Below are 26,825 nucleotides of genomic sequence, written 5' to 3'. Positions count from 1 at the left end.
GACAATGCAGACAGCGGAGTGTTGATGCCCTTTTCCACGGACGCAGCGGTACTAGTGGAGGACGTACACAAGTCCTTCAAGAACGTGCACGCGCTGCGAGGGATCAACTTCACCGCACCACGTGGGACGGTGCTCGGCATCTTGGGTCCCAACGGCGCAGGCAAGACAACGACGGTGAAGGTCCTCTCCACGCTCATTCGCCCCACCAGCGGACGCGCGATGGTGGCTGGCTACGACGTCGTGCGCAATGCTCCAGAGGTTCGACGCTCCATCATGATGACCGGGCAGTTCGCCGCCCTGGACGATTCACTCACCGGCCGCGAGAACATCGAACTGTTCGGCAGGTTGATGGGGCTCGACCGAATGTCCGCGAAGGTGCGCGCTGCCGACCTGCTCTCTCAATTCGACCTCGTCGAAGCAGGATCCCGAGTAGTCCGGAACTACTCCGGCGGTATGCGCCGACGAATCGATATTGCGTGTGGCCTGGTTGTCCGCCCCGAGGTCGTTTTCCTCGACGAGCCGACCACCGGCTTGGATCCGCGCAGTCGGCAGAGCGTCTGGTCGCTGGTTCAATCACTGAAGGAGCAGGGAATCACCGTGCTCCTGACAACTCAGTACCTCGAAGAAGCAGATTTACTGAGCGACAACATCATCGTCATCGACAAAGGCGCGGTCATTGCCGAGGGGACTGCTGACCAATTGAAGGCTCGAACCGGCGCAAGCTTCTGCGAGATCGTGCCCGCAGATCTCAAACAGCTGCCTCACGCGGTCCATGCACTCGGCAATCTGGTCCCCCGCGACTTCAGATTCGATCTGGCACAAGAGAGCGGGCGGATCGCGATCCCCGCACCTGTCGGCGCAGGAACGCTCTCTGAAGCACTGCGTCGTCTGGACCACGCACGGATTCCGCTTGCAGACATTGCACTTCGTCGCCCGTCACTCGATGATGTCTTCCTTTCACTCACAGGTGAACAGCACGTGAGTGAGACGCCGTGACGACAACTACAAAATTCGGGGTCGATCAAGTGACTGTCCGCGAGGACACTCGCAGCAAGATTGCAGTCCCCGAGGCATTAAGCGTTGGAAAGCACCGCCGACCACATCCGTCAGCGATCAATCAGTGGTGGGTGCTGACGGCACGCACCGTCAAATCCATGGTGAAGCGCTACGAACTACTGATCGCGGTAGTCGCGCCATTGATCTTCACGATCGGTTTCTACCTTCCGTTGAAGTTCGTCATGCAACTTCAGGGCATCAACTATGCCCAGTTTCTGATGCCGATCATCGTGCTGCAAGCCATGGCCTTCACGTCGATCTCCGCCGCTCAGATGTCCTCGACCGAGTCGATCACCGGCTTCAGTAACCGCATGAAAACCATGCCAGTAGTCGGCCCCGTGCCGCTGTTGTCTCGTCAATCGAGTGGCTTCGTCCGTTCGACAGTCTCACTCGCCGCGGCATTGACCTTCGGCCACTTGATCGGTTTCCGATTCTCAGCAGGCATGGGTCAGGCAGTTCTGTTTTGTGCGATCGCCCTCGCGTTCAGCACTTGCCTGTCCTTCGCCGGTGATGCAATCGGTTCACTGTCGAAAAGTCCACAAGCCACCAGTCAGGCGCTGACACTCCCCCAATTGATTCTGGGGATGTTGTCCTGCGGTTTCGCGCCCGAGACTGGCTTTCCCGAATGGATTCGGCCGTTCGTGCGCAATCAACCGGTATCGCAGTTCTCCTTCGCCATGCGTGATCTTGCGCAGGGCGGAGTCACCTGGGGCGTCCTGTTTCCCGTCGTTGCGTGGACGATCGGGTTGATCGTCTTCTTCGCGCCACTTGCGTTCTGGGCAAGTATGAGGCGGTCATGAGCGAACCGACAGATCGTTTCATGGCGGCCGTCCGCCCCGCCGAGGGGTTTAACTTTCCTTACCCGGACAAAGCGCTCCCTGAAAGCTCTTTCAAGGCCCTGGTCGTGCACAGCGGGATTCAGGCCAAACGTTTGTTGCTCACGTGGCTGCGCGATCCATCAACCACCATTCAAGCTCTTGTGTACCCAGCGTTCATGCTGTTGATGTTCCGAGTCGTCCTGGGCAATTCGATTACAGCAGCGACGGGCCAATCAAGCATCTTCGGAACGGTCCCGCTGATCATCCTCGTTGGCGCCATGTTCGGCTCGATTGCGAGCGCAGTCGGACTCAAAGGCGAACGAGCATCTGGACTCTTGAGCCGGTTCTGGACTCTCCCTGCGCATCGTGCCTCCGGTCTGGTCGGACGCATGATCGCCGAAGCAGTGCGAGTTCTCGTCACCTCCATCGTCATCCTTGGTGTCGGCTATCTGTTGGGATTCCGATTCAACCAGGGTCCCCTGGCTGCGGTGGCACTCTTGGTATTGCCGATCGTTTTCGGCATCGGCTTCGCGATGATGGTCACGGCGCTGGCAACAGTGGCAGACAATCTCCCGCTTGTAGAGATCGTGTCGATCTCCTGCACGCTGTTGATGTTCTTCAACTCCGGCTTTGTTCCGGTGATGGCTTATCCGAAGTGGCTGCAACCAGTTGTTGCCGAGCAACCAATGTCCGTGGCAATCGATGCGATGAAAGGCCTCTCCTTGGGGGGGCCCGTCGCCGAGCCCCTGCTCAAGACATTGGCCTGGTCGTTCGGGATGGTCGTGGTGTTCGTGTATCCAGCGATACTCGGATACCGACGCGCCGCTTCGGATTGATAACCATCTCGGTATTGCCTGGTGGATCCGTACGCGCGGTAACGTCTACGGCTGACCATCCGAATTACAAGTAGCTCAGACTCACGAAACACGATTGCCGAGCAGTTCCGGCAGCACAGTTGAACCAACCGAAAGGCGTTGTCTTGACTCGAAAATTTCGGTCCCCCTGGAGGCGCACCGTCGCAGGTGCACTGATGGCGGCGAGCGTCGTCCTTGTTTCCAGCAGCATGGGCATCGCCGGTGCCACACCCATTGCACACCAAGGCGGGGGGGATGCAGCACAGGACGATTCGGACGGTTCGTACATCGAATCTGTCGAGCGAGTCAATGATCGTCAAATCGTTGTGAATGTCTACGCAGCATCAATGGACAAGTCGGTCCCCATTCAGGTGATTTTGCCTGCAGACAACTCGCAGCCGCGCCCCATTCTTTACCTTCTCAACGGTGCTGACGGAGGAGAAGGCACAGCAACATGGGACCGCCAAACTGATGTGGTCGACTTCTTCGCAGATAAGAACGTCAATGTTGCGATTCCGGCCAAGGGTCTGATGTCGTACTACACCGACTGGGAGAAGGAAGATTCCGTACTCGGAAAGAACATGTGGAGCACCTTCCTAGGCAAGGAGCTTCCTCCACTGCTGAACAAGGAACTCGGCAGCAACGGTGACCAGTCGATTGCAGCGATCTCGATGTCTGCGACCTCTGTTCTGAATCTTGCGATCGAGTATCCCGGGTTCTACAAGTCAGTTGCATCCTATTCGGGTTGTGCACAGACGAGTGACCCGATGGGGCAGGCCTTCGTGCGGGCGACCACTGAATGGATCGGCGGAGTTGGCGACATTCAGAACATGTGGGGCCCATTCGACGGTCCGGGCTGGGTCGAACACGACCCGGTAGTCAACGCCGAAAAGTTGCGTGGCACTCCCCTGTACATCAGCACGGGTAGTGGCTTGCCCGGCTTTCCGAATGATACTCCGGAGAACCCTCGCATCCAGGATGGCCGAGCCGCGATGTTCGACCAGATTGTTGTGGGAGGACCAATCGAATTCGCGACTAGCATCTGCACCGGAAACCTCGCTCGACGACTTGCCGACCTGAATATTCCGGCAACTGTGGACTTCCGGCCGGTGGGTACGCATTCGTGGGGTTACTGGCAAGACGACTTGCACAAGTCATGGCCGTTCATCGCCCAGTCCCTCGGGGTCTGATCCCGAGACGCGGATTCTGTAAGCAAGTAGCAAAGCGAGCAACCAGATTCAGCACGCAAGGAAAGAATGAACCGATTCGCTCTGGCAACGCTGGCGTCTTTGTCGGCCTGTGTGGTGCTGGCCGGAATGCCAACAGCAGCATCAGCAGACCCGGCGGAACCCGCGCCCGGATTGTCCAGCATGGGTCCTTCCCCTGCCGGCGCCAACGACTGGGATTGCAAGCCAAGTCTCGAACATCCCCGTCCGGTGGTACTCGTACACGGGACCGGGATGAGCATGACCGACACCTGGGATGTTATGGCGCCTCAGCTTGCTGATTTGGGCTACTGCGTCTTTGCGCTGAATTATGGCGGTGTGCGCGAAATTCTGAATCCCAATGCTGTGCATTGGGGAATCACAGACATTGCAAGCTCCGCTGAGGAGCTTGCAATGTTCGTTGACTCGGTGAAATTTCACACCGGTACGACACAGGTGGACATCGTCGGTCATTCCCAGGGCGGCGTCGTTGCTCGCCAGTATCTTAAGTTCAACGGCGGAGCAACTCGTGAAGATCCGTCGAATAACAAAGTGCACTCGCTCATCAGTCTCGGCGCGACCAACCACGGAACTACATTCGGTGGTCTTCAAGCGAATGCACGATCACTGTCGGCGATGGGCCTCCCTGGCGATCTACTCGTCCAAGCGATTTGGGGGCCTGCTGGCGTCCAACAACTCAGCGGCACACCATTCTTGACAGCACTCAACGCGGAATCCGAGACGCAACCCGGAATCGAGTACACCGTCATCGCTTCGGCTCACGACGAAATCTCGACGCCACCCGAGGCAACTTTCCTTAGTCCAAGTGATGGCGCCGTGGTCCATAATGTCTGGACTCAAGATAACTGTGCCGGGAACACCGCGTCCCACGGACAGTTGGTCAGAGACCCTCACACTCTTGATCTCGTCAAGTCAGCGCTTGACCCGGAGTACCGGTCGCTCCCTTGCGAATAGGCACGTCAAACAAGCAACAGCAGGATTGAAGCAGGCTGGCGGCGCGGAGAAATCCAGCGCCGCCAGCCTATTTTTGTATCTTCATGTACGTCCGTGGGTCTGGCTCGACGGCACGACGCCTAGCCAGGCCCGCGGATCGACGGCCACCGAGATAGCGTCAGGAATTCAGCGAGGCGGCAATCATCGGGCCGATCTCCTCCAGCCCCTCTGGCGTCATCATCGAAACATGGTTCACGCTTGCCTGACGAACATCGATTTCACCGTCGATCAGTGAACGCCACGGTTCGACCCCATCGGCCTCAGTTTCATTGGATCCCACGAACAGCACTGGCCCCGTGCACGTGTCCGGTTCGTACTCACGTGTCAGCGCCGCGGTTCGCGCGATGCTGGAGAACAACCGCCTGATATCGCTGGCATTAAGCCCGATAGCTCCGCCATTCACTGCAGTGAGGACATCACTGGCACAGTCGATCGATAGGTTCTCAAGGTCTTCGTCATCCGGAATGACGACGCCCAAGCCAGCAACTTCGTGTCTGACCATCGCCGCAAATGCTTCATCATCCAAGCTCAAGGGCGAGCCGTCCAAGATCACCAAGGCACTCACCTTCTCGCCGAGGGCTTCGAGCCTTGCCGCGATTCCATGCGCGACAACTCCACCGAACGACCAACCCAGAAGTCTGTACGGCCCCTGTTGTTGCACTGATCGGATCTCGGACACGTATCGATCTATGTAGTCGGTCAGTGCGGTCGCGGAAAAGTCCTCCTCGGTCAACGCTGGTGTCTGCAACCCGTAGAGCGGCACTGATCTGTCGACGAACGCGGCGAGAGGTGCGTACGGCCAGGCCAGCCCGACCATTGGGTGCACGCAGAACAGTGGAAGCTCAGATCCGCGTGCACGCAAGGGCAACGTGACAGCGAGTGCCGCATCAAGATCCAGTTCAAATCCAACGTGCATACCGGTAACCAACTTGTCGGACATCTCCGACACAGTCGAACTGGTGAATAGCATGCGTAGCGGAACCTCAGCCGAAATCGCTTGGCCCAACTTCGCTGCCAACTGCGTGGCGATCAGGGAGTTTCCGCCCAATTCGAAGAAATCGTCATCGAGACCGACCCGATCGATACCGAGCAATTCTTCGAACACAGAAGCAACCAGACGCTCGACCTCCGTCACCGGAGCCCTGAACACCGCGGCCTCGAACACCGGCTCCGGCAACAACTTCCGATCCAACTTCCCCGAAGCATTGAGCGGAAACGCATCCAACACCATGATCTGCGACGGCACCATATACGACGGCAACACCGCACCCAACGAATCCACCAGTGCCGCAGTATCAACCACCGCACCCGACGCCGGCACCACATACCCCACCAACTGATCACCGGTCACCGTCGACACCACAGCCACCGACGACACAGACACCGACACATCAGCCACCAACGCCGACTCGATCTCCCCCAACTCGATCCGCTGACCACGGAACTTCACCTGAAAATCGGTACGACCGATGTACTCGAGCTCACCCGACACACCCCACCGCACCAAGTCCCCCGTGCGATACATCCGCGAACCCACCCCACCGAACGGATTCGCCACGAACCGATCCGCCGACAAATCCGGACGAGAAACATACCCACGAGCCAACTGCACACCCGACAAATACAACTCACCCGCAACACCCACCGGCACCGGACGCAACCGCGAATCCAACACGAAAACCTGCGAATTCCACTGCGGCACACCAATAGAGACCACACCACCATCGACGGCGCCCGTCACATCCGCGAACGTGATCGACACCGCAGCCTCGGTCGGACCATACAAGTTGTGAACCCGCGCACCCGACACCACACCGAAATCACGCACCGCCTGCGCCGGCAACGCCTCACCGATGACGAACACATCACGCAACGAACCCAACAACTCCGCAGACACAGCACCCGCGAACACCGACAACATCGTCGGCACGAAGTCCGTCACCGTCACACCCTGATCAGCGATCACCGACGCCAAATACCCCGGATCCCGATGACCGTCATGCGTGGCCACCACCAACCGAGCACCCACCGCCAACGGCAAGAAGAACCCCCACAACGACACATCGAACGTCGTCGCAGTCTTCTGCAAATACACATCCGACCCAGTCAGAACATACTGACCCTGCATCCACGCCATCTGATTGACGATCGCCTCATGCGAAACCGCCACACCCTTCGGCTTCCCCGTCGACCCCGACGTGAAAATCACATACGCAGCATTCGAACCACGCAGCGGCGCAACCCGATCCACATCCAACACAGGCGCATCCGAGAACCCGGACACATCCAACTCGTCAATCAACACCACATCGAACTCACCCGGCAACACCACACCGTCACCAGCAGTGGACAACACACACACCGGCGCCGCAGTACCGAGAATATGACCATTGCGCTCGACCGGATGATCCGGATCCAACGGCGCATACGCCCCACCCGCAGCAACCACCGCATACATACCCACAACAAGATCAACCGACCGACGCATCGCCAACGCCACCAACGACTCCGGCCCCACACCCACCGAAACCAAATACCGCGCAAGGCGATTCACCCGAGCATCGAACTCCGCATACGACAGAGACTGCCCCTCGAACACCACCGCCACCGCATCCGGCGTCGCCGCCACCTGCGCAACAAACCCATCCAACACCGACACACCCGCAACCTCACGCGCCGTGTCATTCCACCCCTCGAGCACCAACGAACGCTCAACAGAATCCAAAATGTCAACGTCGCCCAAAACGGCCGACTGATCAGCAACGACGGCACCGAGGATCCGCCCGAACCTGTCCGCAAACGAGACAACCGTCGACTCGTCGAACAAATCCGTCGCATACGTCAACGACGCCGCCATCCCCGCCGGAGCACCAGATTCCTCGAACTGCTCCACCACCGTCAGCTGCAGATCGAACTTCGCCGCCACCGCAGTGGCATCGACACCCGCAACCCGCAGATCACCCAACTGCAACGCCGACTGCTCCATGTTCTGGAACGCCAACATCACCTGGAACAACGGACTCCGAGCCTGCGACCGCGCCGGATTGAGCACCTCCACCAACCGCTCGAACGGAACATCCGCATGCGCAAACGCCTGAAGATCAGCCTCCCGCACACCTGCGAGCAGATCGACGAAGCTCTCCGAAGAATCCACCTCCGTCCGCAACACCAACGTATTGACGAACATCCCGATCAAATCATCGAGAACCTGCTCACCACGACCCGCCACCGGAGTACCGATCGCAATATCGGACGTCCCCGACAACCGCGACAACAACACCGCCAACGCCGCATGCACCACCATGAACAACGACGAATTCGACTCACGAGCAACATCATTCAAACCAGCATGCACATCCGCACCCACCACGAACGAATGACTCGCCCCACGATTGGACGCCACCACAGGCCGCGGACGATCCGCCGGCAAATCCAACTGATCCGGCAACCCCGCCAACGCCGACTCCCAGAACCCGACCTGACGCGAAATCAACGACGACGGATCATCTTCCGAACCAAGAGTCTCCCGCTGCCACAACGCGTAATCCGCATACTGCACCTCGAGCGGCGCCCACCCCGGAACCTCACCCCGAGAACGAGCCTCGTACGCCACCATCACATCACGCGTCAACGGCCCCATCGACACACCATCACCACTGATGTGATGAACCACCAACGCCAACACGAACTCCGACTCCGACACCGCGAACAACCGCGCCCGAACCGGAACCTCCACCGCCACATCGAAACCGGCCGACAAGAACTCCGTCACCGCACCAACGACATCGGACTCCGACACCACCACCGGCGACACATCCAACCGCACCCGATCAGCAGACAACACCTCCTGGAACCCGACACCGTCGACCTCCGGATACACCGTCCGCAAAATCTCATGCCGCGCAACAACATCCGACACAGCAGCCTGCAGAGCCGCCGCATCCAACAACCCCGACAACCGAATCGCCACCGGAATATTGTTCGCCGACGACAACGTATCGAAACGGTTCAAGAACCACATCCGCTGCTGCGCCAACGACAACGGCACCCGCTCCGGACGCACCCGAGCAGTCAACGCCGCCCGAGCACCCGAACCGATCTCCGACTCCACCCGCGCAGCCAACAACTCCACCGACGACGCCTCGAACAACACCCGCACCGGAACCTGCGCATCGAGCGCCTGCCCCAACCGAGCCGCCACCCGAGTCGCAATCAACGAATTACCACCAAGCGCAAAGAAATCGTCATCGAGACCGACGCGCTCGACACCCAACACCTCGGCGAACACCGACGCAACGATCTCCTCCACCGCCGTCACCGGAGCCCTGAACACCGCGGCCTCGAACACCGGCTCCGGCAACAACTTCCGATCCAACTTCCCCGAAGCATTGAGCGGAAACGCATCCAACACCACAAACTGCGACGGCACCATATACGACGCCAACCGCTCCCCCACACCCACCTTCACCACATCAACATCAACCGAAGACCCCACCGCAGCAGTGACATACGCAACCAACTGATCACGCCACACCACCACCACCACAGAACCCACACCCACCTGATCCCGAACCGCAGACTCGATCTCCCCCAACTCGATCCGCTGACCACGCAACTTCACCTGAAAATCACTACGACCGACATACTCGAGCTCACCCGACACACCGATCCACCGCACCACATCCCCCGTGCGATACATCCGCGAACCCACCCCACCGAACGGATTCGCCACAAACCGCTCCGCCGACAAATCCACCCGCCCGAAATACCCACGAGCGACCTGCACACCCGACAAATACAACTCACCCGCAACACCCACCGGCACCGGACGCAACCGCGAATCCAACACCAACACCGACGAATTCCACACCGGAGCACCCATCGGCACCACCACACCCACACCATCGAGCGGACCCGCCGCCGTCGCATGCACCGTGAACTCCGTCGGACCATACAAATTATGAACCTCAACCGACGGCAACACCGACAACACCCGACCCACCACCGACGCCGGCAACGCCTCACCCGCCGCGAAAATCACCCGCAACGAACCCAACCCAGCACCACCGAGACGCGAAATCGTCGCCTCCGACGTGTCGACAACCTGATCGACGAACACCTCCAACATCGACGGCACAAACGAAACCATCGACACCGACTCCGCCGCCACCACCGACGCCAAATACCCCGGATCCCGATGACCGTCATGCGTGGCCACCACCAACCGAGCACCCACCGCCAACGGAACAAACAACTCCCACACCGACACATCGAACGTCACCGGAGTCTTGAACAACACCACATCAGAACCCGACACCGCATAACGCTCCGCCAACCACGACACCTGATTGACCACACTGCGATGACTGACCGCCACCCCCTTCGGCCGACCCGTCGACCCCGACGTGAAAATCACATACGCCGTATTCCCCGACCGCAACGGCGAAACCCGATCCACATCCAACACAGGCGCACCCGAAAAACCAGACACATCAACAACATCAACCTCGACCACCGGCACCACACCAGCATCGAAACCAACATCAGACGTACTGACCACACACACCGGCGACGCCGACTCCAACACATACCCATTACGCTCCGCAGGCTGATCCGGATCCACCGGAACATACCCACCACCAGCCCTGAGCACACCGTAAACCGCAACCAACAAATCAACCGACCGACGAACCGCAACACCCACCAACGACTCCGGCCCCACACCCACCGAAACCAAATACCTGGCAAAACGATTCACCCGAGCATCGAACTCCGCATACGACAGAGACTGCCCCTCGAACGAGAGCGCTACCGCATCCGGCGTCGCCGCCACCTGCGCATCAAACCCATCCAACACCGACACACCCGCAACCTCACGCGCCGTGTCATTCCACCCCTCGAGCACCAACGAACGCTCAACAGAATCCAAAATGTCAACGTCGCCCAAAACGGCCGACTGATCAGCAACGACGGCACCGAGGATCCGCCCGAACCTGTCCGCAAACGAGACAACCGTCGACTCGTCGAACAAATCCGTCGCATACGTCAACGACGCCGCCATCCCCGCCGGAGCACCAGATTCCTCGAACTGCTCCACCACCGTCAGCTGCAGATCGAACTTCGCCGCCACCGCAGTGGCATCGACACCCGCAACCCGCAGATCACCCAACTGCAACGCCGACTGCTCCATGTTCTGGAACGCCAACATCACCTGGAACAACGGACTCCGAGCCTGCGACCGCGCCGGATTGAGCACCTCCACCAACCGCTCGAACGGAACATCCGCATGCGCAAACGCCTGAAGATCAGCCTCCCGCACACCTGCGAGCAGATCGACGAAGCTCTCCGAAGAATCCACCTCCGTCCGCAACACCAACGTATTGACGAACATCCCGATCAAATCATCGAGAACCTGCTCACCACGACCCGCCACCGGAGTACCGATCGCAATATCGGACGTCCCCGACAACCGCGACAACAACACCGCCAACGCCGCATGCACCACCATGAACAACGACGAATTCGACTCACGAGCAACATCATTCAAACCAGCATGCACATCCGCACCCACCACGAACGAATGACTCGCCCCACGATTGGACGCCACCACAGGCCGCGGACGATCCGCCGGCAAATCCAACTGATCCGGCAACCCCGCCAACGCCGACTCCCAGAACCCGACCTGACGCGAAATCAACGACGACGGATCATCTTCCGAACCAAGAGTCTCCCGCTGCCACAACGCGTAATCCGCATACTGCACCTCGAGCGGCGCCCACCCCGGAACCTCACCCCGAGAACGAGCCTCGTACGCCACCATCACATCACGCGTCAACGGCCCCATCGACACACCATCACCACTGATGTGATGAACCACCAACGCCAACACGAACTCCGACTCCGACACCGCGAACAACCGCGCCCGAACCGGAACCTCCACCGCCACATCGAAACCGGCCGACAAGAACTCCGTCACCGCACCAACGACATCGGACTCCGACACCACCACCGGCGACACATCCAACCGCACCCGATCAGCAGACAACACCTCCTGGAACCCGACACCGTCGACCTCCGGATACACCGTCCGCAAAATCTCATGCCGCGCAACAACATCCGACACAGCAGCCTGCAGAGCCGCCGCATCCAACAACCCCGACAACCGAATCGCCACCGGAATATTGTTCGCCGACGACAACGTATCGAAACGGTTCAAGAACCACATCCGCTGCTGCGCCAACGACAACGGCACCCGCTCCGGACGCACCCGAGCAGTCAACGCCGCCCGAGCACCCGAACCGATCTCCGACTCCACCCGCGCAGCCAACAACTCCACCGACGACGCCTCGAACAACACCCGCACCGGAACCTGCGCATCGAGCGCCTGCCCCAACCGAGCCGCCACCCGAGTCGCAATCAACGAATTACCACCAAGCGCAAAGAAATCGTCATCGAGACCGACGCGCTCGACACCCAACACCTCGGCGAACACCGACGCAACGATCTCCTCCACCGCCGTCACCGGAGCCCTGAACACCGCGGCCTCGAACACCGGCTCCGGCAACAACTTCCGATCCAACTTCCCCGAAGCATTGAGCGGAAACGCATCCAACACCACAAACTGCGACGGCACCATATACGACGCCAACCGCTCCCCCACACCCACCTTCACCACATCAACATCAACCGAAGACCCCACCGCAGCAGTGACATACGCAACCAACTGATCACGCCACACCACCACCACCACAGAACCCACACCCACCTGATCCCGAACCGCAGACTCGATCTCCCCCAACTCGATCCGCTGACCACGCAACTTCACCTGAAAATCACTACGACCGACATACTCGAGCTCACCCGACACACCGATCCACCGCACCACATCCCCCGTGCGATACATCCGCGAACCCACCCCACCGAACGGATTCGCCACAAACCGCTCCGCCGACAAATCCACCCGCCCGAAATACCCACGAGCGACCTGCACACCCGACAAATACAACTCACCCGCAACACCCACCGGCACCGGACGCAACCGCGAATCCAACACCAACACCGACGAATTCCACACCGGAGCACCCATCGGCACCACCACACCCACACCATCGAGCGGACCCGCCGCCGTCGCATGCACCGTGAACTCCGTCGGACCATACAAATTATGAACCTCAACCGACGGCAACACCGACAACACCCGACCCACCACCGACGCCGGCAACGCCTCACCCGCCGCGAAAATCACCCGCAACGAACCCAACCCAGCACCACCGAGACGCGAGATCGTCGCCTCCGACGTGTCGACAACCTGATCGACGAACACCTCCAACATCGACGGCACAAACGAAACCATCGACACCGACTCCGCCGCCACCACCGACGCCAAATACCCCGGATCCCGATGACCGTCATGCGTGGCCACCACCAACCGAGCACCCACCGCCAACGGAACAAACAACTCCCACACCGACACATCGAACGTCACCGGAGTCTTGAACAACACCACATCAGAACCCGACACCGCATAACGCTCCGCCAACCACGACACCTGATTGACCACACTGCGATGACTGACCGCCACACCCTTCGGCCGACCCGTCGACCCCGACGTGAAAATCACATACGCAGCATTCGAACCACGCAGCGGCGCAACCCGATCCACATCCAACACAGGCGCATCCGAGAACCCGGACACATCCAACTCGTCAATCAACACCACATCGAACTCACCCGGCAACACCACACCGTCACCAGCAGTGGACAACACACACACCGGCGCCGCAGTCCCGAGAATATGACCATTGCGCTCCGCAGGCTGATCCGGATCCAACGGCACATACGCCCCACCCGCAGCAACCACCGCATACATACCCACAACAAGATCAACCGACCGACGCATCGCCAACGCCACCAACGACTCCGGCCCCACACCCACCGAAACCAAATACCGCGCAAGGCGATTCACCCGAGACCCGAACTCCGCATACGACAGAGACTGCCCCTCGAACACCACCGCCACCGCATCCGGAGACGCCGCCACCTGCGCAACAAACCCGTCGAGCAACAAAGCACCAACAGTCAACTCGTGAACAGTGTCATTGACCGCCACCAACACCTGCGAACGCTCGTCCTCGCCGAGCAACTCCACGTCCCCGACAACCGAATCAGGCTCCGCCACCATCGCTTCCAGAACCCGAACCAACCGCTCCGCAAACGAGACAACCGTCGACTCGTCGAACAAATCCGTCGCATACGTCAACGACGCCGCCATCCCCGCCGGAGCACCAGATTCCTCGAACTGCTCCACCACCGTCAGCTGCAGATCGAACTTCGCCGCCACCGCAGTGGCATCGACACCCGCAACCCGCAGATCACCCAACTGCAACGCCGACTGCTCCATGTTCTGGAACGCCAACATCACCTGGAACAACGGACTCCGAGCCTGCGACCGCGCCGGATTGAGCACCTCCACCAACCGCTCGAACGGAACATCCGCATGCGCAAACGCCTGAAGATCAGCCTCCCGCACACCTGCGAGCAGATCGACGAAGCTCTCCGAAGAATCCACCTCCGTCCGCAACACCAACGTATTGACGAACATCCCGATCAAATCATCGAGAACCTGCTCACCACGACCCGCCACCGGAGTACCGATCGCAATATCGGACGTCCCCGACAACCGCGACAACAACACCGCCAACGCCGCATGCACCACCATGAACAACGACGAATTCGACTCACGAGCAACATCATTCAAACCAGCATGCACATCCGCACCCACCACGAACGAATGACTCGCCCCACGATTGGACGCCACCACAGGCCGCGGACGATCAGCCGGCAAATCCAACTGATCCGGCAACCCCGCCAACGCCGACTCCCAGAACCCGACCTGACGCGAAATCAACGACGACGGATCATCTTCCGAACCAAGAGTCTCCCGCTGCCACAACGCGTAATCCGCATACTGCACCTCGAGCGGCGCCCACCCCGGAACCTCACCCCGAGAACGAGCCTCGTACGCCACCATCACATCACGCGTCAACGGCCCCATCGACACACCATCACCACTGATGTGATGAACCACCAACGCCAACACGAACTCCGACTCCGACACCGCGAACAACCGCGCCCGAACCGGAACCTCCACCGCCACATCGAAACCGGCCGACAAGAACTCCGTCACCGCACCAACGACATCGGACTCCGACACCACCACCGGCGACACATCCAACCGCACCCGATCAGCAGACAACACCTCCTGGAACCCGACACCGTCGACCTCCGGATACACCGTCCGCAAAATCTCATGCCGCGCAACAACATCCGACACAGCAGCCTGCAGAGCCGCCGCATCCAACAACCCCGACAACCGAATCGCCACCGGAATATTGTTCGCCGACGACAACGTATCGAAACGGTTCAAGAACCACATCCGCTGCTGCGCCAACGACAACGGCACCCGCTCCGGACGCACCCGAGCAGTCAACGCCGCCCGAGCACCCGAACCGATCTCCGACTCCACCCGCGCAGCCAACAACTCCACCGACGACGCCTCGAACAACACCCGCACCGGAACCTGCGCATCGAGCGCCTGCCCCAACCGAGCCGCCACCCGAGTCGCAATCAACGAATTACCACCAAGCGCAAAGAAATCGTCATCGAGACCGACGCGCTCGACACCCAACACCTCGGCGAACACCGACGCAACGATCTCCTCCACCGCCGTCACCGGAGCCCTGAACACCGCGGCCTCGAACACCGGCTCCGGCAACAACTTCCGATCCAACTTCCCCGAAGCATTGAGCGGAAACGCATCCAACACCATGATCTGCGACGGCACCATATACGACGGCAACACCGCACCCAACGAATCCACCAGTGCCGCAGTATCAACCACCGCACCCGACGCCGGCACCACATACCCCACCAACTGATCACCGGTCACCGTCGACACCACAGCCACCGACGACACAGACACCGACACATCAGCCACCAACGCCGACTCGATCTCCCCCAACTCGATCCGCTGACCACGGAACTTCACCTGAAAATCGGTACGACCGATGTACTCGAGCTCACCCGACACACCCCACCGCACCAAGTCCCCCGTGCGATACATCCGCGAACCCACCCCACCGAACGGATTCGCCACGAACCGATCCGCCGACAAATCCGGACGAGAAACATACCCACGAGCCAACTGCACACCCGACAAATACAACTCACCCGCAACACCCACCGGCACCGGACGCAACCGCGAATCCAACACGAAAACCTGCGAATTCCACTGCGGCACACCAATAGAGACCACACCACCATCGACGGCGCCCGTCACATCCGCGAACGTGATCGACACCGCAGCCTCGGTCGGACCATACAAGTTGTGAACCCGCGCACCCGACACCACACCGAAATCACGCACCGCCTGCGCCGGCAACGCCTCACCGATGACGAACACATCACGCAACGAACCCAACAACTCCGCAGACACAGCACCCGCGAACACCGACAACATCGTCGGCACGAAGTCCGTCACCGTCACACCCTGATCAGCGATCACCGACGCCAAATACCCCGGATCCCGATGACCGTCATGCGTGGCCACCACCAACCGAGCACCCACCGCCAACGGCAAGAAGAACCCCCACAACGACACATCGAACGTCGTCGCAGTCTTCTGCAAATACACATCCGACCCAGTCAGAACATACTGACCCTGCATCCACGCCATCTGATTGACGATCGCCTCATGCGAAACCGCCACACCCTTCGGCTTCCCCGTCGACCCCGACGTGAAAATCACATACGCAGCATTCGAACCACGCAGCGGCGCAACCCGATCCACATCCAACACAGGCGCATCCGAGAACCCGGACACATCCAACTCGTCAATCAACACCACATCGAACTCACCCGGCAACACCACACCGTCACCAGCAGTGGACAACACACACACCGGCGCCGCAGTACCGAGAATATGACCATTGCGCTCGACCGGATGATCCGGATCCAACGGCACATACGCCCCACCCGCAGCAACCACCGCATACATACCCACAACAAGATCAACCGACCGACGCATCGCCAACGCCACCAACGACTCCGGCCCCACACCCACCGAAACCAAATACCGCGCAAGGCGATTCACCCGAGCATCGAACTCCGCATACGACAGAGACTGCCCCTCGAACACCACCGCCACCGCATCCGGAGACGCCGCCACCTGCGCAACAAACCCGTCGAGCAACAAAGCACCAACAGTCAACTCGTGAACAGTGTCATTGACCGCCACCAACACCTGCGAACGCTCGTCCTCGCCGAGCAACTCCACATCCCCGACAACCGAATCAGGCTCCGCCACCATCGCTTCCAGAACCCGAACCAACCGCTCCGCAAACGAGACAACCGTCGACTCGTCGAACAAATCCGTCGCATACGTCAACGACATCGGCATCCCCACACCGACGCCGTCCTCCTCCAACGGTGACACCGTCAACTGCAGATCGAACTTCGCGATCTCCACACCCGCGTCGAAACCGGCAATCGACAGCCCCGGCAATTCCAAGACACTCTGCGCCATGTTCTGGAAGAACAACGCAACCTGGAACAACGGATGATGAGCCTGCGACCGCGCCGGATCAAGCACCTCCACCAACCGCTCGAACGGAACATCCTCGTTGCCGAACGCCCCCAGATCGACCTCACGAACCCGACCCAACAACTCCGAGAACGACTCCGAAGAATCCACCTCCGTCCGCAACACCAACGTATTGACGAACATCCCGATCAAATCATCAAGCTCCGGCTCACCCCGCCCAGCGATCGGCGAGCCCACCACAACGTCATCACTACCACTCAACCGCGCCAACACCACCGCCAACGCCGCATGCACCACCATGAACAACGACACACCACGATCAAGCGCCAACTGCTCGAGCGCCCGATGCAACCGCACATCAACCGAGAACTGGTAACTAGCACCACGATTGGACGCAACCAACGGCCGCGAACGATCCGCCGGCAACTCGATCCGCTCCGGCAACCCCGCCAACACCGACGTCCAATACCCCAACTGCTCAGACATCAACGACGACGGATCACCCTCGCACCCCAACACCTCACGCTGCCACAACGCGTAATCCGCATACTGCACCGCCAACGGCGCCCACCCCGGGACCTGTCCACCCGCACGCGCCACATACGCCATCGACACATCACGCACCAACGGCCCCATCGACACACCATCAGCAGCAATATGGTGAACCACCAACGCCAACACAAACTCCGACGAACCCGTCTGGAACAAACGAACCCGCAACGGCACCTCAGAAGTGACATCGAACCCCTCAGTCACCACCGGCGCCAACACACCCAACAAATCAGCCTCATCGGCCGGCACCGCAGAAATATCCACAGCGAACCCACCCACCGGAAGAACCTGCTGGAACCCGCCCCCCTCGAACTCCGGATACACCGTCCGCAAAATCTCATGCCGCGCAACAACATCCGACACAGCAGCCTGCAGAGCCGCCACATCCACCACACCAGACAAACGCAACACAATCGGAATATTGTTCACACCCGACACAGCATCAAACCGCGACAAAAACCACATCCGCTGCTGCGCCAACGACAACGGCACCCGCTCCGGACGCACCCGAGCAGTCAACGCCGCCCGAGCACCCGAACCGATCTCCGACTCCACCCGCGCAGCCAACAACTCCACCGACGACGCCTCGAACAACACCCGCACCGGAACCTGCGCATCGAGCGCCTGCCCCAACCGAGCCGCCACCCGAGTCGCAATCAACGAATTACCACCAAGCGCAAAGAAATCGTCATCGAGACCGACGCGCTCGACACCCAACACCTCGGCGAACACCGACGCAACGATCTCCTCCGCCGCCGTCACCGGAGCCCTGAACACCGCGGCCTCGAACACCGGCTCCGGCAACAACTTCCGATCCAACTTCCCCGAAGCATTGAGCGGAAACGCATCCAACACCACAAACTGCGACGGCACCATATACGACGCCAACCGCTCCCCCACACCCACCTTCACCACATCAACATCAACCGAAGACCCCACCGCAGCAGTGACATACGCAACCAACTGATCACGCCACACCACCACCACCACAGAACCCACACCCACCTGATCCCGAACCGCAGACTCGATCTCCCCCAACTCGATCCGCTGACCACGCAACTTCACCTGAAAATCACTACGACCGACATACTCGAGCTCACCCGACACACCGATCCACCGCACCACATCCCCCGTGCGATACATCCGCGAACCCACCCCACCGAACGGATTCGCCACAAACCGCTCCGCCGACAAATCCACCCGCCCGAAATACCCACGAGCGACCTGCACACCCGACAAATACAACTCACCCGCAACACCCACCGGCACCGGACGCAACCGCGAATCCAACACCAACACCGACGAATTCCACACCGGAGCACCCATCGGCACCACCACACCCACACCATCGAGCGGACCCGCCGCCGTCGCATGCACCGTGAACTCCGTCGGACCATACAAATTATGAACCTCAACCGACGGCAACACCGACAACACCCGACCCACCACCGACGCCGGCAACGCCTCACCCGCCGCGAAAATCACCCGCAACGAACCCAACCCAGCACCACCGAGACGCGAAATCGTCGCCTCCGACGTGTCGACAACCTGATCGACGAACACCTCCAACATCGACGGCACAAACGAAACCATCGACACCGACTCCGCCGCCACCACCGACGCCAAATACCCCGGATCCCGATGACCGTCATGCGTGGCCACCACCAACCGAGCACCCACCGCCAACGGAACAAACAACTCCCACACCGACACATCGAACGTCACCGGAGTCTTGAACAACACCACATCAGAACCCGACACCGCATAACGCTCCGCCAACCACGACACCTGATTGACCACACTGCGATGACTGACCGCCACACCCTTCGGCCGACCCGTCGACCCCGACGTGAAAATCACATACGCAGCATTCGAACCACGCAGCGGCGCAACCCGATCCACATCCAACACAGGCGCATCCGAGAACCCGGACACATCCAACTCGTCAATCAACACCACATCGAACTCACCCGGCAACACCACACCGTCACCAGCAGTGGACAACACACACACCGGCGCCGCAGTCCCGAGAATATGACCATTGCGCTCCGCAGGCTGATCCGGATCCAACGGCACATACGCCCCACCCGCAGCAACCACCGCATACATACCCACAACAAGATCAACCGACCGACGCATCGCCAACGCCACCAACGACTCCGGCCCCACACCCACCGAAACCAAATACCGCGCAAGGCGATTCACCCGAGACCCGAACTCCGCATACGACAGAGACTGCCCCTCGAACACCACCGCCACCGCATCCGGAGACGCCGCCACCTGCGCAACAAACCCGTCGAGCAACAAAGCACCAACAGTCAACTCGTGAACAGTGTCATTGACCGCCACCAACACCTGCGAACGCTCGTCCTCGCCGAGCAACTCCACGTCCCCGACAACCGAATCAGGCTCCGCCACCATCGCTTCCAGAACCCGAACCAACCGCTCCGCAAACGAGACAACCGTCGACTCGTCGAACAAATCCGTCGCATACGTCAACGACGCCGCCATCCCCGCCGGAGCACCAGATTCCTCGAACTGCTCCACCACCGTCAGCTGCAGATCGAACTTCGCCGCCACCGCAGTGGCATCGACACCCGCAACCCGCAGATCACCCAACTGCAACGCCGACTGCTCCATGTTCTGGAACGCCAACATCACCTGGAACAACGGACTCCGAGCCTGCGACCGCGCCGGATTGAGCACCTCCACCAACCGCTCGAACGGAACATCCGCATGCGCAAACGCCTGAAGATCAGCCTCCCGCACACCTGCGAGCAGATCGACGAAGCTCTCCGAAGAATCCACCTCCGTCCGCAACACCAACGTATTGACGAACATCCCGATCAAATCATCGAGAACCTGCTCACCACGACCCGCCACCGGAGTACCGATCGCAATATCGGACGTCCCCGACAACCGCGACAACAACACCGCCAACGCCGCATGCACCACCATGAACAACGACGAATTCGACTCACGAGCAACATCATTCAAACCAGCATGCACATCCGCACCCACCACGAACGAATGACTCGCCCCACGATTGGACGCCACCACAGGCCGCGGACGATCAGCCGGCAAATCCAACTGATCCGGCAACCCCGCCAACGCCGACTCCCAGAACCCGACCTGACGCGAAATCAACGACGACGGATCATCTTCCGAACCAAGAGTCTCCCGCTGCCACAACGCGTAATCCGCATACTGCACCTCGAGCGGCGCCCACCCCGGAACCTCACCCCGAGAACGAGCCTCGTACGCCACCATCACATCACGCGTCAACGGCCCCATCGACACACCATCACCACTGATGTGATGAACCACCAACGCCAACACGAACTCCGACTCCGACACCGCGAACAACCGCGCCCGAACCGGAACCTCCACCGCCACATCGAAACCGGCCGACAAGAACTCCGTCACCGCACCAACGACATCGGACTCCGACACCACCACCGGCGACACATCCAACCGCACCCGATCAGCAGACAACACCTCCTGGAACCCGACACCGTCGACCTCCGGATACACCGTCCGCAAAATCTCATGCCGCGCAACAACATCCGACACAGCAGCCTGCAGAGCCGCCGCATCCAACAACCCCGACAACCGAATCGCCACCGGAATATTGTTCGCCGACGACAACGTATCGAAACGGTTCAAGAACCACATCCGCTGCTGCGCCAACGACAACGGCACCCGCTCCGGACGCACCCGAGCAGTCAACGCCGCCCGAGCACCCGAACCGATCTCCGACTCCACCCGCGCAGCCAACAACTCCACCGACGACGCCTCGAACAACACCCGCACCGGAACCTGCGCATCGAGCGCCTGCCCCAACCGAGCCGCCACCCGAGTCGCAATCAACGAATTACCACCAAGCGCAAAGAAATCGTCATCGAGACCGACGCGCTCGACACCCAACACCTCGGCGAACACCGACGCAACGATCTCCTCCACCGCCGTCACCGGAGCCCTGAACACCGCGGCCTCGAACACCGGCTCCGGCAACAACTTCCGATCCAACTTCCCCGAAGCATTGAGCGGAAACGCATCCAACACCATGATCTGCGACGGCACCATATACGACGGCAACACCGCACCCAACGAATCCACCAGTGCCGCAGTATCAACCACCGCACCCGACGCCGGCACCACATACCCCACCAACTGATCACCGGTCACCGTCGACACCACAGCCACCGACGACACAGACACCGACACATCAGCCACCAACGCCGACTCGATCTCCCCCAACTCGATCCGCTGACCACGGAACTTCACCTGAAAATCGGTACGACCGATGTACTCGAGCTCACCCGACACACCCCACCGCACCAAGTCCCCCGTGCGATACATCCGCGAACCCACCCCACCGAACGGATTCGCCACGAACCGATCCGCCGACAAATCCGGACGAGAAACATACCCACGAGCCAACTGCACACCCGACAAATACAACTCACCCGCAACACCCACCGGCACCGGACGCAACCGCGAATCCAACACGAAAACCTGCGAATTCCACTGCGGCACACCAATAGAGACCACACCACCATCGACGGCGCCCGTCACATCCGCGAACGTGATCGACACCGCAGCCTCGGTCGGACCATACAAGTTGTGAACCCGCGCACCCGACACCACACCGAAATCACGCACCGCCTGCGCCGGCAACGCCTCACCGATGACGAACACATCACGCAACGAACCCAACAACTCCGCAGACACAGCACCCGCGAACACCGACAACATCGTCGGCACGAAGTCCGTCACCGTCACACCCTGATCAGCGATCACCGACGCCAAATACCCCGGATCCCGATGACCGTCATGCGTGGCCACCACCAACCGAGCACCCACCGCCAACGGCAAGAAGAACCCCCACAACGACACATCGAACGTCGTCGCAGTCTTCTGCAAATACACATCCGACCCAGTCAGAACATACTGACCCTGCATCCACGCCATCTGATTGACGATCGCCTCATGCGAAACCGCCACACCCTTCGGCTTCCCCGTCGACCCCGACGTGAAAATCACATACGCAGCATTCGAACCACGCAGCGGCGCAACCCGATCCACATCCAACACAGGCGCATCCGAGAACCCGGACACATCCAACTCGTCAATCAACACCACATCGAACTCACCCGGCAACACCACACCGTCACCAGCAGTGGACAACACACACACCGGCGCCGCAGTACCGAGAATATGACCATTGCGCTCGACCGGATGATCCGGATCCAACGGCACATACGCCCCACCCGCAGCAACCACCGCATACATACCCACAACAAGATCAACCGACCGACGCATCGCCAACGCCACCAACGACTCCGGCCCCACACCCACCGAAACCAAATACCGCGCAAGGCGATTCACCCGAGCATCGAACTCCGCATACGACAGAGACTGCCCCTCGAACACCACCGCCACCGCATCCGGAGACGCCGCCACCTGCGCAACAAACCCGTCGAGCAACAAAGCACCAACAGTCAACTCGTGAACAGTGTCATTGACCGCCACCAACACCTGCGAACGCTCGTCCTCGCCGAGCAACTCCACATCCCCGACAACCGAATCAGGCTCCGCCACCATCGCTTCCAGAACCCGAACCAACCGCTCCGCAAACGAGACAACCGTCGACTCGTCGAACAAATCCGTCGCATACGTCAACGACATCGGCATCCCCACACCGACGCCGTCCTCCTCCAACGGTGACACCGTCAACTGCAGATCGAACTTCGCGATCTCCACACCCGCGTCGAAACCGGCAATCGACAGCCCCGGCAATTCCAAGACACTCTGCGCCATGTTCTGGAAGAACAACGCAACCTGGAACAACGGATGATGAGCCTGCGACCGCGCCGGATCAAGCACCTCCACCAACCGCTCGAACGGAACATCCTCGTTGCCGAACGCCCCCAGATCGACCTCACGAACCCGACCCAACAACTCCGAGAACGACTCCGAAGAATCCACCTCCGTCCGCAACACCAACGTATTGACGAACATCCCGATCAAATCATCAAGCTCCGGCTCACCCCGCCCAGCGATCGGCGAGCCCACCACAACGTCATCACTACCACTCAACCGCGCCAACACCACCGCCAACGCCGCATGCACCACCATGAACAACGACACACCACGATCAAGCGCCAACTGCTCGAGCGCCCGATGCAACCGCACATCAACCGAGAACTGGTAACTAGCACCACGATTGGACGCAACCAACGGCCGCGAACGATCCGCCGGCAACTCGATCCGCTCCGGCAACCCCGCCAACACCGACGTCCAATACCCCAACTGCTCAGACATCAACGACGACGGATCACCCTCGCACCCCAACACCTCACGCTGCCACAACGCGTAATCCGCATACTGCACCGCCAACGGCGCCCACCCCGGGACCTGTCCACCCGCACGCGCCACATACGCCATCGACACATCACGCACCAACGGCCCCATCGACACACCATCAGCAGCAATATGGTGAACCACCAACGCCAACACAAACTCCGACGAACCCGTCTGGAACAAACGAACCCGCAACGGCACCTCAGAAGTGACATCGAACCCCTCAGTCACCACCGGCGCCAACACACCCAACAAATCAGCCTCATCGGCCGGCACCGCAGAAATATCCACAGCGAACCCACCCACCGGAAGAACCTGCTGGAACCCGCCCCCCTCGAACTCCGGATACACCGTCCGCAAAATCTCATGCCGCGCAACAACATCCGACACAGCAGCCTGCAGAGCCGCCACATCCACCACACCAGACAAACGCAACACAATCGGAATATTGTTCACACCCGACACAGCATCAAACCGCGACAAAAACCACATCCGCTGCTGCGCCAACGACAACGGCACCCGCTCCGGACGCACCCGAGCAGTCAACGCCACACGAGCACCCGAACCGATCTCCGACTCCACCCGCGCAGCCAACAACTCCACCGACGACGCCTCGAACAACACCCGCACCGGAACCTGCGCATCGAGCGCCTGCCCCAACCGAGCCGCCACCCGAGTCGCAATCAACGAATTACCACCAAGCGCAAAGAAATCGTCATCGAGACCGACGCGCTCGACACCCAACACCTCGGCGAACACCGACGCAACGATCTCCTCCGCCGCCGTCACCGGAGCCCTGAACACCGCGGCCTCGAACACCGGCTCCGGCAACAACTTCCGATCCAACTTCCCCGAAGCATTGAGCGGAAACGCATCCAACACCACAAACTGCGACGGCACCATATACGACGCCAACCGCTCCCCCACACCCACCTTCACCACATCAACATCAACCGAAGACCCCACCGCAGCAGTGACATACGCAACCAACTGATCACGCCACACCACCACCACCACAGAACCCACACCCACCTGATCCCGAACCGCAGACTCGATCTCCCCCAACTCGATCCGCTGACCACGCAACTTCACCTGAAAATCACTACGACCGACATACTCGAGCTCACCCGACACACCGATCCACCGCACCACATCCCCCGTGCGATACATCCGCGAACCCACCCCACCGAACGGATTCGCCACAAACCGCTCCGCCGACAAATCCACCCGCCCGAAATACCCACGAGCGACCTGCACACCCGACAAATACAACTCACCCGCAACACCCACCGGCACCGGACGCAACCGCGAATCCAACACCAACACCGACGAATTCCACACCGGAGCACCCATCGGCACCACCACACCCACACCATCGAGCGGACCCGCCGCCGTCGCATGCACCGTGAACTCCGTCGGACCATACAAATTATGAACCTCAACCGACGGCAACACCGACAACACCCGACCCACCACCGACGCCGGCAACGCCTCACCCGCCGCGAAAATCACCCGCAACGAACCCAACCCAGCACCACCGAGACGCGAAATCGTCGCCTCCGACGTGTCGACAACCTGATCGACGAACACCTCCAACATCGACGGCACAAACGAAACCATCGACACCGACTCCGCCGCCACCACCGACGCCAAATACCCCGGATCCCGATGACCGTCATGCGTGGCCACCACCAACCGAGCACCCACCGCCAACGGAACAAACAACTCCCACACCGACACATCGAACGTCACCGGAGTCTTGAACAACACCACATCAGAACCCGACACCGCATAACGCTCCGCCAACCACGACACCTGATTGACCACACTGCGATGACTGACCGCCACACCCTTCGGCCGACCCGTCGACCCCGACGTGAAAATCACATACGCAGCATTCGAACCACGCAGCGGCGCAACCCGATCCACATCCAACACAGGCGCATCCGAGAACCCGGACACATCCAACTCGTCAATCAACACCACATCGAACTCACCCGGCAACACCACACCGTCACCAGCAGTGGACAACACACACACCGGCGCCGCAGTCCCGAGAATATGACCATTGCGCTCCGCAGGCTGATCCGGATCCAACGGCACATACGCCCCACCCGCAGCAACCACCGCATACATACCCACAACAAGATCAACCGACCGACGCATCGCCAACGCCACCAACGACTCCGGCCCCACACCCACCGAAACCAAATACCGCGCAAGGCGATTCACCCGAGACCCGAACTCCGCATACGACAGAGACTGCCCCTCGAACACCACCGCCACCGCATCCGGAGACGCCGCCACCTGCGCAACAAACCCGTCGAGCAACCGAAGCACCAACAGTCAACTCGTGAAC

General features: G+C 60.2%; 6 protein-coding genes. 5 read left to right on the top strand and 1 reads right to left on the bottom strand.

The window, feature by feature from the left end; translation table 11 throughout:
* The first annotated feature begins 24 nt into the window (after positions 1-24).
* From RA302_RS09250 to RA302_RS09230, 5 genes are all read left to right on the top strand, one after another.
* On the top strand, positions 25-996 hold the full coding sequence (locus tag RA302_RS09250; RefSeq protein WP_020969036.1) for a daunorubicin resistance protein DrrA family ABC transporter ATP-binding protein: 972 nt from the start codon (positions 25-27) through the stop codon (positions 994-996).
* Complete coding sequence (locus tag RA302_RS09245) at positions 993-1,856, top strand: ABC transporter permease (RefSeq protein ID WP_020969035.1); 864 nt, start codon at positions 993-995, stop codon at positions 1,854-1,856. The genes RA302_RS09250 and RA302_RS09245 overlap by 4 nt, the downstream gene beginning before the upstream one ends.
* On the top strand, positions 1,853-2,710 hold the full coding sequence (locus tag RA302_RS09240) for an ABC transporter permease (RefSeq protein WP_020969034.1): 858 nt from the start codon (positions 1,853-1,855) through the stop codon (positions 2,708-2,710). The genes RA302_RS09245 and RA302_RS09240 overlap by 4 nt, the downstream gene beginning before the upstream one ends.
* 194 nt (positions 2,711-2,904) lie before the next feature.
* Positions 2,905-3,918 (top strand): alpha/beta hydrolase family protein, encoded by a 1,014-nt coding sequence (locus RA302_RS09235; RefSeq protein WP_020969033.1) that lies wholly within the window; start codon positions 2,905-2,907, stop codon positions 3,916-3,918.
* Positions 3,919-3,984: 66 nt separating this feature from the next.
* Positions 3,985-4,908 (top strand): alpha/beta fold hydrolase, encoded by a 924-nt coding sequence (locus RA302_RS09230; protein ID WP_020969032.1) that lies wholly within the window; start codon positions 3,985-3,987, stop codon positions 4,906-4,908.
* A gap of 157 nt (positions 4,909-5,065) precedes the next feature.
* Here the strand turns inward: RA302_RS09230 and RA302_RS09225 are convergent, their stop codons facing one another.
* Positions 5,066-26,806, bottom strand: a complete 21,741-nt coding sequence (locus tag RA302_RS09225; RefSeq protein WP_338480292.1) for a non-ribosomal peptide synthase/polyketide synthase — start codon at positions 26,804-26,806, stop codon at positions 5,066-5,068.
* Positions 26,807-26,825 lie beyond the last annotated feature (19 nt).

The sequence above is a fragment of the Rhodococcus sp. DN22 genome, assembly GCF_036669995.1.
GTDB classification, from domain to species: domain Bacteria; phylum Actinomycetota; class Actinomycetes; order Mycobacteriales; family Mycobacteriaceae; genus Rhodococcus_F; species Rhodococcus_F erythropolis.
The sequence above is the reverse complement of the archived record's forward strand: the minus strand, read 5'-3'. Positions and strand labels throughout refer to the sequence as shown.